Raw genomic sequence first — 16120 nt, forward strand, 5'->3', positions numbered from 1 at the left:
TTTAAATTAACTCAAATCCAAATAAGAAAAAACGAACAATTATGTTGAAGACTATTTTGTCTATTTCTGGACGTCCAGGCCTGTTCAGACTGGTTTCTCACGGGAAAAATATGCTGATCGTTGAATCATTGACAGACAAGAAAAAAGTTCCTGCATACGCAAAAGATAAAGTCATCTCTTTGGGCGATATCGCTATCTATACAAATGACGGAGAAGTTCCTTTGCATGAAGTATTGACCAACATCAAAAATAAGGAAAACGGAGAAAAAGCGTCTATTTCGACTTCTGCCAAAGGTGATGAATTACGTGCCTATATGGCTGAAGTATTACCTGAATTTGACCGGGATCGTGTTTATCCTAGCGATATCAAGAAATTAATCAGCTGGTATAATCTGTTAATCAGCAGTGGTATTAATGATTTTACTCCCATCGAAGTAAAGATGGAACAACAGGAAACTGAAAATAAAGCTGCTGAAGAAGAAGCTCCTAAAACTGAAGAATAAATATCAAATACTCCCATAAAATAAGCCTGGATTGGTGTCTGTAAACAACCATCCAGGCTTTTTTATTTTATTTGCGACTTTCTGTCTTGCTCCCAATAAAAGGGTCAAGGAATAAAATAAACGAAAGTCAAAAAGGATTCTAACGAGAATCGAAAACAAAAGTAACGAGAACTGAAATAAATAGTTGCAGGTTCCCTGTTCAGGACTTTTTCCCTTTACCACTCATAAAGGCTGCATAGGTCTGGAAAATAGCAGAAATGGCGAGCAGAACAACCCACTCCATTTTTCCCTTAAACATAAAGGCAGAAGCAGCAATCATCAGTAGTCCGGATAAAACATTAAAACGGTGTAAGCGTTTCTGCCTGAAGTCCAGCCCAACGACCGACTCAGTCAGATAACAAACCGTTATACCGGCCGAACCGACAGCAAACAAATAGGGCGCAACGACCCATCGGGTTAAATACAACACCGCACCAACCAAGAGCAACAAGGCTGATATACTAAACACATACGTACGTATTCGTGGATTCATTTATTTTTCCTTTATGATATAAACATCTTCATTCGGGCGTTTCATGAAATATTCCTCACGGGCGAAACGCTCCAACCCTTCTTTATCAGTATGTAAATCTTCCAGTTTCTTACGGTTTACTTCAATTTCTTTCTGATAGAACTTGATTTCTTTCTCTAAACTTCTGATTTTCTCGTCATACATGTATCGCTTGTACAAATTACTATCACTATCCAGACACATGAGGATAAACACACCGATAGTCACCAGCACATACTTGTTGATCCAAGCTAAATATTTATTGTAAAAATCTTTAAGTTTCGACATCTCCAGAAAATCTTTTCCGCAAAGGTAAAAGATTTGCGAAAAAAATAAAAGGAATTCTTATCTTTACAAGCAAATTAAAAAATATTAATCCCAATGAATAAATTAGTACTAATCGCAGGAGCTGCTTTTGCATTAACGGCATGTAATGCTCCAAAAGACCAGAAGACGGAAGCGGGTAATCCTTTCTTTACAGAATATACCACTCCGTTTGGTGTTCCTCCGTTCGATCAGATCAAGATTGAACATTATCTGCCTGCTTTCGAGAAAGGCATACAAGAACAAGCCCAGGAAATTGATGCCATTGTCAACCAGAAGTCAGTTCCGGACTTCGAGAATACCATTGTCGCTTTAGACCAGAGTGGAAAGCTTTTACGTAAAGTGAGTGCTGTATTCTACGGACAGAACAGTGCCAATACCTCCGATGAGATGCAAGAACTGAGTAAACAGTTATCCCCGATGCTCTCAAAACATGAAGACGACATTAGTTTGAATCCAAAATTGTTTGAACGGGTAAAACAGGTTTATGAGAATAAAGACCAGATGGGCCTGAATAAGGAACAAGAAAAACTGCTGGAAGAAACGTATAAAGATTTCGTTAGAAGTGGTGCCAATCTGGATGAAGAAAAGCAAGCCAAGCTGCGTGAACTGAACAGTGAAATTGCTATGCTGCAACTCACTTTCGGACAAAATATGCTGAAAGAGACGAATGATTTCCAATTAATCATTGATAAGGAAGAAGACTTGTCCGGATTACCAGCCAGCCTAATTGCCAATGCTGCCGAAACAGCTAAAGCAGCCGGCCAGGAAGGTAAATGGATCTTTACACTGCATAATCCCAGTGTCATGCCATTTCTGCAATACGCCGACAACCGCTCTCTGCGCGAAAAGATATTCAACGGATATATCAACCGGGGAAACAATAATAATGATGCAGATAACAAAGAGGTTGTTCGACAGCTGATTGAAAAAAGACTGGAAAAAGCGAAATTAATGGGATACAAGAACTATGCATCTTTCGTTCTGGAAGACCGCATGGCAAAGACTCCTGAAAATGTCTATAAGCTGTTAGATGAAGTATGGACTCCGGCTCTGGCAAAAGCCAAGGAAGAGCTGGCAGATATACAGACTGAAATTAAGAAAGAAGGACAATCTTTTGAGGCTGAAGGCTGGGATTGGCGCTATTATTTCGAGAAGGCGAAAAAGGCTAAGTTTGATTTGGATGAGAACCAGATCCGGCCGTATCTGCCTCTCAATCAAGTTCGAGAAGGAGCTTTCTATGTAGCCAACAAACTATATGGCATTACCTTTACTGAACTGAAAGACATTCCTCTTCCACATCCTGATGCTCTGGCTTTCGAATGTAAAGACAAGGATGGTACACATTTGGGAGTTTTGTACATGGACTTTTTCCCCCGTGCCAGCAAACGAGGCGGAGCTTGGTGTGGAACCTACCGTTCTCAAACATACGTAGACGGCAAACGTCAGGGACCGGTTGTTACCATCGTTTGTAATTTCACACAGCCGGCAGCCGGCCAACCGGCCTTGTTAAGTGCAGATGAAGCATCAACTCTTTTCCACGAATTCGGACATGCGCTGAATAACCTGTTCAAAGATGTACATTACTATGGAGTTTCGGGTGTTCCTCGCGACTTTGTTGAATTGCCTTCACAAATAATGGAGCACTGGGTATTTGAACCAGAAGTACTGAAAGTTTATGCCAAACATTATCAAACAGGAGAGGTTATTCCTGCAGATTTGATAGAAAAGCTTGACAAGAGCGGTAAATATGGTCAGGGTTTTGCTACAACCGAATATTTAGCCGCCTCACTGCTGGATATGGATTATCATGTTTTGACAGAGATACCAGCAGACATGGATGTCATGAAGTTTGAAGAAGAGACATTGGGTAAACGCGGATTGTTAAAACAAATCCCATCACGTTACCGTACAACTTATTTCAATCATACCATGGGCGGTGGATATACAGCCGGTTACTATAGCTATATTTGGGCAGAAGTACTGGATGCAGATGCTTATGAAGCTTATAAAGAAACAGGAGATATATTCAATCAGGAAGTAGCTGGTAAATTCCGCAAGTATATATTAACCCCAGGCGGTATTGACGATGCGATGGATATGTACAAGAACTTCCGTGGGAAAGAACCCGGAACAGAACCCTTACTGAAGAATCGGGGATTGAAATAAAAATATCTCCCCTATTATCAGGTATCAATATTCGGATCGCATAGGTTGAGAAAGAAAAAGTCTGCCGGAAGTTTTCGGGCAGGCTTTTTTTCTACTATCTTTGTTCGACCATCAAAAAAAGAGGCACGGAAACGTATGGATAATTATATTGTATCGGCAAGAAAATACCGTCCGAGTACATTTAAAGATGTGGTCGGACAAAAGGCGTTGACGACGACCCTAAAGAATGCGATCCAGAATCAGAAATTGGCTCATGCCTATCTGTTTTGCGGACCAAGAGGCGTCGGTAAAACTTCGTGCGCCCGAATCTTTGCCAAGACAATCAATTGCATGCATCCGACGGCCGATGGGGAAGCCTGTAATGCCTGCGAATCATGTCAGGCATTCAATGAACAGCGTTCACTGAATATCCATGAACTAGATGCGGCATCCAACAACTCCGTCGATGATATCCGTTCATTGATAGACCAGGTTCGTATCCCGCCTGCTATTGGAAAATATAAAGTTTTCATCATTGATGAGGTACACATGCTTAGTCCGGCAGCTTTCAATGCATTCTTAAAGACATTGGAAGAACCGCCCCATCATGCATTGTTCATTCTGGCCACAACAGAAAGACATAAAGTGCTTCCAACCATTCTTTCCCGGTGCCAAACCTATAACTTTAATCGTATTTCCATTGCCGATATGGTAGAACATCTGGAATACGTAGCTTCCAAAGAAGGCATTCAGGCAGAACCGGAAGCTCTTAATGTTATTGCCCAGAAAGCTGATGGTGGTATGCGTGACGCCCTTTCTATATTCGATCAGGTAGCAAGTTATACAAACGGAAATATTACGTATCAGGCCGTTATCCAGAATTTGAATGTCCTTGATTATGACTATTACTTCCGAATGACTGATTTGATTTTGAATGGGAATATCCGGGCTTCACTCCTATTATTAAATGAAATAATCAACAAAGGATTTGATGCCCAAAACATTGTTACCGGACTGGCCAGTCATTTTCGGGATTTATTGGTCTGCAAAGATCCGGCTACACTCGTTCTGTTTGAGGTTGGAGCCTCAATTCGTGAACACTACAAAGAAATGGCCCAACGCTGCCCAGAAACATTTCTGTTCAAGGCCATCGAGCTGGCAAATACATGCGATCAGAATTACCGAACCAGCCGAAACAAACGGCTGCTTGTCGAATTAATGCTGATCCAGCTTTGCCAATTGAGTCTTCCAGCAGCAGACGATAAAAAAAAAGTCCAATTAGAGCCAATTAATACGCCCGAACAGACACCAGCTCAACCGGCCACATCAACTGGTAAAATTCCAAATACCCAGCAACAAGTCGTTACGGTTCAGGAACCGCCGGCCCATATTCATGTGTCTATTCCAGAAACAAATGTTTCCACTTCAGGAAAACGTCCAGGACGTCCGCCTATGGGAACTTCCCTGAAAGAAATAGCACATCCTAAAGTGCAACAGCAAAATCCGCAAGGACAGACAGTACAAACCTCTGCCACTGATTTACGAACGAATTTCAGTCAGGAACAGTTACAAAAAGCATGGGACGAATACGCCAATACAATAGAGAAGAAAGTCTACTTGAAGAATATCATGAGTAACAGTAAACCTCAATTGCTGAATAACTTTTATTTCGAAGTCGGCGTTCATAATCCGGGCATGCAGGAAGAATTAATTAACAATGCGATTGACATTCTGGCTGTACTCCGCCAGAAACTTCAGAATACGCATATTCAAATGCGTGTACGCATTATGGAATCAAACGAGAAACATCTGGCTTATACCAGTGCCGAAAAATATCAACACATGCTGGAAATCAATCCGCTGATTGATAAGCTCAGAAAAGACTTCGACTTACGGACAGAATAATAATGAAACATATCATCTGTTTACTGGTAATTCTATGTTCTATTATGGAACCGGTTTCTGCCCAGACGGAAACCGATAGTTTGCTCGCACATCATATCTCGATTGCAGAATATAAGTTCCAACCCAAATCACTGATTCTACCAGCTTCCCTGATAGCTGTTGGCGCTGTTGGAACAGCAGTTGACGGGATGAACGACTTCCACTTGATTCACCGGAAAGACTCCGTCAACCAGATTCATATCGATGATTATATGGAATGGGGCATGCTCGGCTGGGTTTTCATCTGTGATTTGATGGGTAAAGAAAAGCACAGTTGGATCGATCAGCTGTGTCTGGTCGGATTAGGAGAAATCATCAATGCCGGACTCACTCGCGGTACGAAATATCTGGTTAATGAACGACGGCCGGATGGTGGAAAATATTCTTTTCCATCGGGGCATACCGCTAATGCTTTCTTAGGAGCTCACATTGCTTACAAAGAGTTCAAAGACTCAAACCCATGGCTGGCTTATTCAGGATATGCTCTCGGTCTGTTCGTTGCAGGTTCACGCATCTATAACAACCGGCATTGGGTAGCCGACGTAATAGCGGGTGCAGGATATGGAATCCTTGCGGCCGAACTTTCCTACCTGATTTATTTTCCAATCCGCAATGCTATTGCTGAGAAAATCAATTTGAGAAGAGACCGAAAACTCCTTCTTTCCCCAGTATTGAATGAACAAGGTGGCGGGTTGTATTTTTCCTATACATTTTAGCAGGAACAAAAAATCTGTCCAGTAGAATCAAGGATAGCCGACTGATTTCTGTATTGAAATGAATTCAATTCAGATAGAAATCATTACCTTTGTCACGTCAGAAAAGAAATAATATTTATATATGAGCGAGATCAACACTAACGAAGTTGAGAGTAAGAAGAACTTAAACTTCATTGAAGCAATCGTAGAGAAAGATTTGGCAGAAGGTAAGAATGGCGGACGAGTTCAGACCCGTTTCCCGCCGGAGCCAAATGGATACCTTCATATTGGTCATGCCAAAGCCATCTGCCTGGACTTCGGTATCGCTGAACGTCATAACGGCATATGTAACCTGCGCTTCGACGATACTAATCCGGTTAAAGAAGATGTAGAATACATCGATTCTATCAAGGAAGACATCGAATGGTTAGGCTTCCACTGGAATAACATATATTATGCTTCCGATTATTTCCAACAACTGTATGATTTTGCCATCCAATTAATCAAGGAAGGAAAAGCATATGTTGATGAACAAAGCTCGGAGCTGATCGCCCAGCAAAAGGGAACGCCCACTCAACCGGGTGTGGAAAGTCCTTACAGAAATCGCCCGATTGAAGAAAGCCTGGATTTGTTCCAGCGCATGAATGCCGGAGAATTTGAGGAAGGAAGTATGACTCTGCGTGCCAAAATCGATATGGCAAACAGCAACATGCACTTCCGCGATCCGATCATTTACCGTATCCTGAAAACGCCGCATCACCGGACTGGAACTCATTGGAAGGTTTATCCGATGTACGATTTCGCACACGGACAAAGTGATTACTTCGAAGGCGTAACTCACTCTTTATGTACACTCGAGTTTGTTCCTCACCGTCCGCTGTATGACTTGTTCATCGACTGGCTGAAGGAAGGAAAAGATTTGGATGACAATCGTCCGCGCCAGACAGAATTTAACAAGCTGAACCTGAATTATACCTTAATGAGTAAGCGTAACTTGCTTACACTGGTAAAAGAAGGATTAGTAAACGGCTGGGACGATCCCCGTATGCCGACACTTTGCGGATTCCGCCGTCGTGGTTATTCTCCGGAGTCAATCCGTAAATTTATCGACAAGATCGGTTATACAACTTATGATGCATTGAATGAATTCTCTTTATTGGAAAGCGCTGTTCGTGAAGATCTGAATGTCCGTGCTACCCGTGTTTCTGCTGTATTGGATCCGGTAAAACTTATCATTACCAACTATCCTGAAGGGAAAGTAGAAGAGATGGAAGCCATTAACAACCCGGAAGACGAAACAGCAGGCAGCCATATCATTGAATTCAGTCGCGAGTTATGGATGGAACGGGAAGACTTTATGGAAGACGCACCGAAGAAATTCTTCCGTATGACTCCTGGCCAAGAGGTACGTTTGAAGAATGCTTATATCGTCAAATGTACTGGATGCAAGAAGGACGAAGCAGGAAATGTAGTTGAAGTTTATTGTGAATACGATCCGAACACCCGTAGTGGCATGCCAGACAGTAACCGGAAAGTAAAAGGGACCTTGCATTGGGTAAGTTGCGCACACTGCCTGCCTGCAGAAGTTCGCTTATACGACCGTCTGTGGCAAGTAGAAAATCCGCGGGATGAATTGGCACGGTTGAAAGAGGAAGGATTAAGTGCCCTGGATGCTATGAAGCAGATGATCAATCCGGATTCATTGACGGTGAAGACAAACTGCTATGTAGAGAAATTCCTGGCAGAACAGAAACCTCTCTCCTACTTCCAGTTCCAGCGTATCGGATATTTCAATCTCGATCCGGACAGTAAAGATGGTAAACTGATATTCAACCGGACCGTTTCACTGAAAGATACGTGGAGCAAGATTAAGAATAAGTAAGAGTATCAGGAAACAAGCTGACAAAACTATAAGATAGGGGAAACTGATTGATCCGTTCCTAATAAAGCCGTCAGCTTGTTTCCTCATCAAACTTGTCAACTCGTCAACTTGAAAGCAATGAAAAGAAACCTGAAAGATTATGCATTTATTGCATTAAAAGGTATGGGAATGGGCGCTGCCGACGTCGTTCCTGGCGTATCTGGCGGAACAATCGCCTTTATTGTCGGCATCTACGAAGAGCTTCTCGACTCCATTAAAAGCATCAACGCTCACAGTTTGAAACTTTTCTTTACGGGTCATTGGTTAGGATTCTGGAAAGCCATCAACGGGAACTTCCTTTTTTCCTTACTCTTGGGTATTGGTATCAGCGTTCTGTCACTCGCCCGTGTAATTACTTACCTGCTTATTCATCAGCCTATTCTGATTTGGGCCTTCTTTTTCGGACTGGTATTGGCTTCTACCTGGTTTGTCTCGAAAGATATTAAACAATGGAATTGGAAAACAATTCTGAGTTTCCTCATAGGCGGAGTGATTGCCTATTATGTAACGATTGCGACACCAACTGAAACGCCAACGCATCCTTTATTCATTTTCCTCTGTGGTATGATTGCTATCTGCGCTATGATTCTTCCGGGTATTTCCGGAAGTTTTATCCTTGTACTGTTAGGCAAATACTTCTACATCATGGAGGCAGTCAAGCAACTTGATTTCCTCACCTTAGGCATTTTTGGATGCGGCGCTATCATTGGCATTACATCTTTCTCCCGCGTACTTTCGTATGCTCTCAAACATTTTCATGACATCACAATAGCCATGCTGGCAGGTTTCATGCTAGGTTCTCTAAACAAAGTATGGCCGTGGAAAGAAGTAGTTGAGACATATACGACTTCCAGTGGAGAGATCAAGCCGCTGATTGAGCAGAACATTCTTCCGAATGCCCATATAGCCGAAGCCGTTCTGCTGATGATCGTAGGCTTTGCTTTAGTGTACTTCCTGGAAAAACTATCGATGAAAGGACATGAAAAGGTAACAGAATAACGTATTATCCACTATTTATCCCTATAAAAAGTAAAGTCAGCCTTCCCGAATTCTCCGGAAAGGCTGATTTTTTATTGCTGATTGCTAATTACTTTTTAACTTGAAAATCTCATTTTTTCAATCTTCCACATACTTTTGCCCGCTATAAATTATGTACCTTTGAGACCAAAAATAAACAAAAAGACAATGATTGCAGAGAACTTGATCCATGACTATCAAATGAAATGGATGCGTATCCAGAAAGTGATGCAAGAGAAAGGAGCCGACGGTTGCCTCTTGTCAAATGGAATAAATCTATTTTACACAACCGGACACATGTATAACGGGTATTTCTATCTTCCTGCAGAAGGAAAACCTTACTTCTTCATCAAACGTCCGAATGGTATAGAAGGTGAACACGTCATTTATCTCCGTAAACCTGAGCAATTACCGGATTTATTCCGAGAGAACAACCTTCTGATGCCAGAAAAGCTTCTCCTCGAAGCAGACGAACTGTCTTATTCTGACTATATCCGCCTACAAAATATATTCCAACCGAAAGAATGTATGAATGCAACCGCTATACTTCGGCAAATCAGACGGGTAAAAACGCCTTGGGAAATAGAACAAACCCGCTTGTGTGCCCGCCAGCATGAAGCTGTATATCGGGAAATTCCATCCTGTTTTAAACCGGGTATGACAGATCTGGACTTCCAGTTTGAGATCGAAAACCGAATGAGGAAACATGGGTCTTTAGGACTTTTCCGCGCGTTTGGTCCTAACATGGATATTTATATGGGCAGTATTCTAACCGGCTCAAATGCAGAAACGCCTTCACCCTTCGACTTTGCTTTAGGCGGCGGTGGTATGGATGCATCTTGTCCGTTAGGAGCTAACGGAACACCACTGAAAGAAGGCATGGCCATCATGGTTGACATGGCAGGCAACTATACTCCATACATGACTGACATGACCCGAGTTTTCTCTGTGGGAAAACTGACAGACAAAGCTTACCATGCCCACGAAGTTTCCCGAAGAATACATCAGGAAATCGAAATAGCTGTTCGCCCGGGTGTTGCTTGTGCCGACTTATATCAGTTAGCCTTACGGATTGTGGAAGAAGAAGGACTGGCTGCCTATTTTATGGGCACCAAACAACAAGCCAAATTTGTAGGACACGGTGTAGGACTTCAGATTAATGAGCTTCCCGTGCTAACGCCCCGTTCCAAAGAAATCCTGGAGGAAAACATGATTTTTGCCCTTGAGCCCAAATTTGTTCTGCCAGAAATCGGAGCCGTTGGTGTTGAAAACACCTACTTGGTCACAGCACAAGGATGCGAAAAGTTAACACTCTCACCCGAAGAGATCATCAATTTATTATAAATTCAAATTTAACACGTATGAAAAAGACATTATCCCTGTTGTTACTGCTTACCTTGATCTTTATTCCGGCAAGAGCAGCAGACGTACAAGACGTTAAGCCTACCAAAAATGTCATCCTGTTCATCAGCGACGGAACATCTTTGGCTACGGTCTCAACAGCCCGGTGGTTACAATGGTATTCACATTCCGACAAACCGAATCTGAATATCGATCCCTACATTTGTGGTACCGTACGTACTCATTCCTCGAATGCGCCTATCGGCGACTCGGCACCAACGACTTCCTGTTATGTTTCCGGTCAACCCAGTCAGACAGGATTTGTATCTACATATCCGGTCAATTGTGGAAACGATGATATTTATCCGACAGATCCAAACCGGGCTTATCAGCCGACAATGACCTTACTTGAAGCTGTAAAGATGTTTAAAGGTGGATCGACGGGCTTGGTTTTCACTTGCGAATTTCCGCACGCTACGCCGGCAGACTGCTCGGCTCACAGTTATAACCGAGGAAAATATGAATGGATTGCTCCGCAGATGGTTCACAATAACTTAGACGTTGTCATCGGAGGTGGTGTATCAATCTTGTCGGATGATATGGAAAAATACCTGAAAGATAATGGATACAGCGTCTATAGAAACGATCTGAAAGGCATGCGCGCTGACACAAACAACAAAATGTGGGCTCTGTATGCAGACCGTGAAATGTCATACGACCTCGACCGTAATCCGGATGAGCAACCGTCTATTGAAGAAATGACTAAGAAAGCTATTGAGAAGCTTTCCAAAAACGACAAAGGATTTTTCCTGATGGTAGAAGGAAGTAAAGTAGACTGGGCTGCTCATGCCAATGATCCGGTAGGAATGGCTACAGACTTCCTGGCATTCGACCGCGCTGTTGGTGCAGCTCTCGAATTTGCCAAGCAAAATGGTGAAACGACTGTCATTGTAACAGCCGATCATGGTAATAGTGGAATCAGCATCGGCCGGGAATCTTGCAAAGGATATGATAAGCTGACTAAAGACCAACTGTTCAAGAACCTGTCACAGTTCAAACTGACAGCCGAAGGCTTTGCCAAGAAAGTCAATACGATTCCTAATTCAGAAGTACAAAGTCTGTTCCGCGAACAAGCCGGCTTTGAACTGACAAAAGAAGAGCTGGACGCTTTGAACAACTGTAAGGATTATAAATTCAGTCCGATTCCGGAAGCTGAACGCCACGAGAAAAGCCAGGCTTCTATGTACAGCAACTCTTTATCAGGTTTGATGTCACAGATTATTACAAGCCGCACCTGCATGGGATTCACTACACACGGCCATACCGGTGAAGAAGTATTCTTAGCAAGTTATCATCCGCAGGGTGATCGTCCGATGGGTATGCATACCAATATCGAGCTGAACCACTATATGTGCAGCTTATATGGATTCGAACCTTCGTTCTTAAGTGACATGAGCAACAAATACTTCGCCCGTCACACCGATGTTTTCCAAGATTATACTTGCGAAATAATTCCGGCAAAAGAAGGAGAAGTAGCTCCTACACTGATAGTCAAGAATAAGAAAGACAAGAAGAAACAACTCACGATTCATGCCTTTACCAACGTAGTAAAAGCTGGCAAGAAAGCCGATCAGGACATTATTCTGAATTCGGTTGTTGTTTACGTAGATAAGAATAATACTTTCTACTTACCGGAATCGCTTGTTGATTTCCTGAAATAATGACCGGTTGTTCAAGTAACCGACAATAATTTTCCCCGTCAATGAATGCCCTATTCATTGGCGGGTCATTTTAACAATATAACCTAAATAGACTGCAATGAAAAGACGTGAATGGATTGGCTGTATGACAGCTCTGGCTTTTTCCGGGCTTTCTGCTTACGCCAATAAAAAAGAAGAATTCCTTCCCAAAGAACTTTTCCAGGAAGAAGAAAAACAAACGGAATCATGGACTCAAGGCAGCGCCAAATTCTTCTGGATACGTGATAATGCCGAAGAAAAACGAATGCCGAACCAACTGTTTACGGGCACCGATCAAAAGATTATCAACCAATTATCACCTGAAGGCGGAGCATTGGCCTCCATCAGCTGCTTTCTGGTACAGATCAATGGGAAAAATATCTTGTTTGATACGGGAAACGGGAAAGCAGACAGCCGCCTGTTGCCCAACTTGGCTTCCCTGCAAATCAAGCCGGAAGATATTCATTACCTGTTTATAACCCATTTCCACGGCGATCATATCGGAGGTATGTTGTCGGGAGATAAGGTTGTATTCAGTCAGGCAGAAGTTTACGTACCGCAAAAGGAATATGATGCCTGGACACAAATGCCGGCAGATAAAAACGGACAAGTGGTAAAGACCATGAAGGCGTATGAAAAGAAATTGCATAAATTCAGTGAAGGAGACACACTGCCTGAAGGAATCATTGCCAAGAATGCTTACGGGCATACACCCGGACATACTATTTACCAGCTAAACGAAACATTGATTGTCGGCGATTTGCTGCACGGAGCACAAATACAGCTGCCTCATCCGGAAATCTGTGCTTCGTTCGACATGGATAAAACCCTTGCCATCCAATGCCGGAAACAGTACCTACAGTATGTAAAAGACAAGCATTTAATGATGGCAGGCATGCATTTACCGGCTCCCGGATTTATGAGCTGGAAAAAAATTTGATATTTTTTTCTCCAAATCGTTTGCATATTATCAAATAATACGTACATTTGCTGCCAGAATAACAAAGATAAAGAGAAATGAGAACATTTACAGTAAATACATATTGGTGGTGGCGCCTCGGACAACTCAAGCAGTCGTAAGAGACGAAGGCCTTCATGTATTTTAATAAGTAAATAAGAAATAAGAATATGAGCGGTCTGTCGCACTTGCGACAGACCGCTTTTTTTTATGTACAACTGAAAAAGATAAATCAATATATACAAGCAATATGGAAACGTATCAAGTCAATCAAAATGGGTATTACGGTGAATTCGGCGGAGCTTATATTCCCGAAATCCTTCACCGTTGTGTGGAAGAACTCCGAATCAATTATCGGAAAGTAATAGATGATCCCAATTTTCAGCAAGAATTTCATCAGTTGTTGAAAGATTACGTTGGTCGTCCTTCTCCTCTATATCTGGCTAAACGGCTCAGCGAATTGTACGGATGCAAAATCTATCTGAAGCGCGAAGACCTGAATCATACAGGAGCTCATAAAATCAATAATGCGATCGGACAAATTCTGTTAGCCAAACGGATGGGGAAAAGCCGTATTATTGCAGAAACCGGTGCTGGACAACACGGTGTGGCTACAGCTACAGTTTGCGCATTGATGAACCTGGAATGTGTTGTTTATATGGGAAAAACCGATGTTGAGCGCCAACATGCCAACGTACAGAAGATGGAAATGCTCGGTGCACGGGTCGTACCGGTTACTTCCGGCAACATGACACTGAAAGATGCTACCAACGAAGCCATCCGCGACTGGTGCTGTCATCCGGCTGATACGTATTATGTAATCGGATCAACAGTTGGTCCGCATCCTTATCCGGATATGGTTGCCCGGTTGCAATCGGTCATCAGCCAGGAAATCAAACAGCAGTTACTTGAAAAGGAAGGCCGGGATTATCCGGATTATCTGATGGCTTGTGTAGGAGGCGGAAGCAATGCGGCCGGAACCATTTATCATTACCTGGACGACCTGCGTGTTAAGATCGTTCTTGCCGAGGCCGGCGGGTTAGGCATTACAACCGGAAAGAGTGCCGCTACCATTCACTTAGGCAGAAAAGGTGTTATCCACGGTTCGAAAACACTTGTCATCCAGAATGAAGACGGTCAGATAGAAGAGCCTTATTCGATTTCGGCAGGACTTGATTATCCGGGTATCGGACCGATGCACGCCAACTTGGCGAAAACCCGCAGAGCTCAAATACTTGCCATTAACGACGATGAAGCTTTGGAGGCAGCTTTCCTGCTTACTCGTCTTGAAGGTATTATTCCGGCTCTCGAAAGTGCTCACGCCTTGGGTGCTTTACCTAAGATGAAGTTCAAACCGGACGACGTAGTTGTCCTGACAGTTTCAGGACGCGGCGACAAAGACATGGATACGTATATCAAATATAAGAACCAACATTAACTTTAAAACAATGACTTATCAATTTCATACCATCAGCAAGCAAGTGCTGGGAGATTTACAGACTCCGGTCAGCATTTATCTGAAAGTCCGCGATATCTATCCGGAATCAGCTTTACTGGAAAGCTCTGATTTCCACGGAAACGACAACAGCTTATCTTTCATCGCCCTGCGCCCGCTGGGCAGTATCGGCATCAACCAGTCTGTTGCTACCATGAAATATCCTGACGGACGGGAAGAAAACAAAACCCTGCAAGCGGATTTTCAGGTACAAGATGCCATGAATCAGTTCCTGGCCAGCTTTCATATTGAAGGAGATGAAACCCGTTATTGCGGATTATTCGGTTATACCTCTTTCGATGCCGTCAAATATCTGGAACCAATTCCTGTCATTGAATCGCACCATGAAGAGAATGACGCACCGGATATTCTGTACATCCTGTACAAATACCTCATCGTATTTGATCATTTCAAGAATGAACTGACGCTGATCGAGCTGCTTTCTGAAGGAGAAATACCGCATCTGAAAGATATTGAGACCTTGATTAACAACCGGAACTTCGCTTCTTATAACTTCCATACCGTAGGAGAAGAACACTCTCCTATCAGTGATGAAACGTATAAAGCCATGGTTCGCCAAGGGGTTCAGCATTGTCTGCGGGGCGATGTTTTCCAGATTGTCCTGAGTCGTCGTTTCGAACAGGCCTTTAAGGGAGACGATTTCAAAGTCTACCGGGCATTGCGCAGTATCAATCCTTCCCCTTATTTGTTCTACTTCGACTTCGGTGGATTCCGTATCTTCGGTTCTTCTCCTGAAACGCACTGCAAGATTACCAACCGCCATGCCAGCATCGACCCCATTGCCGGGACAGCTTTCCGCAGCGGTGATGTGGAAACCGACCGCAAACGGACAAATGCCTTGCTGAAAGACCCGAAGGAAAATGCCGAACACGTCATGCTGGTCGATCTGGCACGCAACGACCTTTCCCGCAACTGTCAGCACGTACAGGTTGATTTCTATAAGGAAGTACAGTATTACAGCCATGTTATCCACTTGGTTTCAAGGGTGAGCGGAGATATAAACCCGGAAAGTAATCCGATCAAGACCTATATGGATACATTCCCGGCCGGTACTTTAAGCGGCGCTCCGAAAGTCCGGGCCATGCAATTGATTACGGAAATCGAACATCATAACCGGGGTGCTTATGGCGGATGTATCGGATTCATCGGTCTGAACGGCGACTTGAACCAGGCAATAACCATTCGTTCGTTTGTCAGCCGCGGCAATGTCTTGTACTATCAGGCTGGCGCCGGCATCGTAGCCAAAAGCCGTGACGAACGCGAACTGCAGGAAGTCAACAACAAACTGGGGGCTCTTAAAAAGGCCATCATCTTGGCTGAATCACTCGAGAACTGATTTCACTGCCTGAATTCACTTCCGATACGGATTTATTCACTGGATAAAATGAAAATGTATTCTGACAAATCAGATGAAAGCAATTGGAAATTCTTATCAATCCCGGATGAAATTCTTTAGTTCACGGC

13 protein-coding genes are annotated in these 16120 nt (G+C 43.2%); 11 read left to right on the forward strand and 2 right to left on the reverse strand.

Features of this window, described 5'->3' with window-relative positions; genetic code table 11:
* Positions 1-41 precede the first annotated feature (41 nt).
* Positions 42-503, forward strand: a complete 462-nt coding sequence (locus NEE14_RS06775) for a DUF5606 domain-containing protein (RefSeq protein ID WP_251968660.1) — start codon at positions 42-44, stop codon at positions 501-503.
* Between the two features lie 199 nt (positions 504-702).
* On the opposite strand, the gene NEE14_RS06780 is transcribed toward NEE14_RS06775, so the two are convergent.
* Together NEE14_RS06780 and NEE14_RS06785 are read right to left on the reverse strand one after the other, a co-directional pair.
* Positions 703-1035 carry a hypothetical protein gene (locus tag NEE14_RS06780; RefSeq protein WP_251968659.1) on the reverse strand — a complete coding sequence of 111 codons (333 nt, stop codon included), beginning with the start codon at positions 1033-1035 and terminating at the stop codon, positions 703-705.
* Complete coding sequence (locus NEE14_RS06785; RefSeq protein ID WP_251968658.1) at positions 1036-1341, reverse strand: FtsB family cell division protein; 306 nt, start codon at positions 1339-1341, stop codon at positions 1036-1038.
* Between the two features lie 93 nt (positions 1342-1434).
* On the opposite strand from NEE14_RS06785, the gene NEE14_RS06790 reads away from it, so the two are divergent.
* The 10 genes from NEE14_RS06790 (at position 1435) to NEE14_RS06835 (ending at position 15992) form a co-directional block, all read left to right on the forward strand.
* A complete protein-coding gene (locus tag NEE14_RS06790) occupies positions 1435-3546 on the forward strand; it encodes a M3 family metallopeptidase (protein WP_251968657.1) in 2112 nt (703 codons plus the stop codon).
* 135 nt (positions 3547-3681) lie between these two features.
* A complete protein-coding gene (locus NEE14_RS06795; protein ID WP_251968656.1) occupies positions 3682-5430 on the forward strand; it encodes a DNA polymerase III subunit gamma/tau in 1749 nt (582 codons plus the stop codon).
* Between the two features lie 44 nt (positions 5431-5474).
* A complete protein-coding gene (locus tag NEE14_RS06800; protein ID WP_422394700.1) occupies positions 5475-6185 on the forward strand; it encodes a phosphatase PAP2 family protein in 711 nt (236 codons plus the stop codon).
* A gap of 121 nt (positions 6186-6306) precedes the next feature.
* Positions 6307-8046: a glutamine--tRNA ligase/YqeY domain fusion protein gene (locus NEE14_RS06805; RefSeq protein WP_251968654.1), complete on the forward strand. Its 1740-nt coding sequence runs from the start codon at positions 6307-6309 to the stop codon at positions 8044-8046.
* A gap of 117 nt (positions 8047-8163) precedes the next feature.
* A complete protein-coding gene (locus tag NEE14_RS06810) occupies positions 8164-9084 on the forward strand; it encodes a DUF368 domain-containing protein (protein ID WP_251968653.1) in 921 nt (306 codons plus the stop codon).
* Between the two features lie 186 nt (positions 9085-9270).
* Positions 9271-10446 carry a M24 family metallopeptidase gene (locus NEE14_RS06815; protein ID WP_251968652.1) on the forward strand — a complete coding sequence of 392 codons (1176 nt, stop codon included), beginning with the start codon at positions 9271-9273 and terminating at the stop codon, positions 10444-10446.
* A 17-nt stretch (positions 10447-10463) separates the two neighbouring features.
* Positions 10464-12164 carry an alkaline phosphatase gene (locus NEE14_RS06820; protein ID WP_251968651.1) on the forward strand — a complete coding sequence of 567 codons (1701 nt, stop codon included), beginning with the start codon at positions 10464-10466 and terminating at the stop codon, positions 12162-12164.
* Positions 12165-12261: 97 nt separating this feature from the next.
* On the forward strand, positions 12262-13122 hold the full coding sequence (locus NEE14_RS06825) for an MBL fold metallo-hydrolase (protein ID WP_251968650.1): 861 nt from the start codon (positions 12262-12264) through the stop codon (positions 13120-13122).
* 268 nt (positions 13123-13390) lie between these two features.
* Positions 13391-14578, forward strand: a complete 1188-nt coding sequence (gene trpB / locus NEE14_RS06830; protein WP_251968649.1) for a tryptophan synthase subunit beta — start codon at positions 13391-13393, stop codon at positions 14576-14578.
* A 10-nt stretch (positions 14579-14588) separates the two neighbouring features.
* Entirely contained in the window at positions 14589-15992 is a 1404-nt protein-coding gene (locus tag NEE14_RS06835) for an anthranilate synthase component I family protein (RefSeq protein ID WP_251968648.1), read from the forward strand.
* Positions 15993-16120 lie beyond the last annotated feature (128 nt).

It is taken from the genome of Parabacteroides sp. AD58 (assembly GCF_023744375.2).
Classification (GTDB): Bacteria; Bacteroidota; Bacteroidia; order Bacteroidales; family Tannerellaceae; genus Parabacteroides; species Parabacteroides absconsus.

Excerpts from the sequence above, each read along its gene's own strand:
- NEE14_RS06790 (WP_251968657.1), top strand. The coding sequence starts at position 1,435 with ATGAATAAATTAGTACTAATCGCAGGAGCTGCTTTTGCATTAACGGCA.
- NEE14_RS06815 (WP_251968652.1), top strand. The coding sequence starts at position 9,271 with ATGATTGCAGAGAACTTGATCCATGACTATCAAATGAAATGGATGCGT.
- NEE14_RS06780 (WP_251968659.1), bottom strand. The coding sequence starts at position 1,035 with ATGAATCCACGAATACGTACGTATGTGTTTAGTATATCAGCCTTGTTG.
- NEE14_RS06820 (WP_251968651.1), top strand. The coding sequence starts at position 10,464 with ATGAAAAAGACATTATCCCTGTTGTTACTGCTTACCTTGATCTTTATT.
- trpB (WP_251968649.1), top strand. The coding sequence starts at position 13,391 with ATGGAAACGTATCAAGTCAATCAAAATGGGTATTACGGTGAATTCGGC.
- NEE14_RS06835 (WP_251968648.1), top strand. The coding sequence starts at position 14,589 with ATGACTTATCAATTTCATACCATCAGCAAGCAAGTGCTGGGAGATTTA.
- NEE14_RS06800 (WP_422394700.1), top strand. The coding sequence starts at position 5,475 with ATGGAACCGGTTTCTGCCCAGACGGAAACCGATAGTTTGCTCGCACAT.
- NEE14_RS06810 (WP_251968653.1), top strand. The coding sequence starts at position 8,164 with ATGAAAAGAAACCTGAAAGATTATGCATTTATTGCATTAAAAGGTATG.
- NEE14_RS06785 (WP_251968658.1), bottom strand. The coding sequence starts at position 1,341 with ATGTCGAAACTTAAAGATTTTTACAATAAATATTTAGCTTGGATCAAC.
- NEE14_RS06825 (WP_251968650.1), top strand. The coding sequence starts at position 12,262 with ATGAAAAGACGTGAATGGATTGGCTGTATGACAGCTCTGGCTTTTTCC.
- NEE14_RS06775 (WP_251968660.1), top strand. The coding sequence starts at position 42 with ATGTTGAAGACTATTTTGTCTATTTCTGGACGTCCAGGCCTGTTCAGA.
- NEE14_RS06795 (WP_251968656.1), top strand. The coding sequence starts at position 3,682 with ATGGATAATTATATTGTATCGGCAAGAAAATACCGTCCGAGTACATTT.
- NEE14_RS06805 (WP_251968654.1), top strand. The coding sequence starts at position 6,307 with ATGAGCGAGATCAACACTAACGAAGTTGAGAGTAAGAAGAACTTAAAC.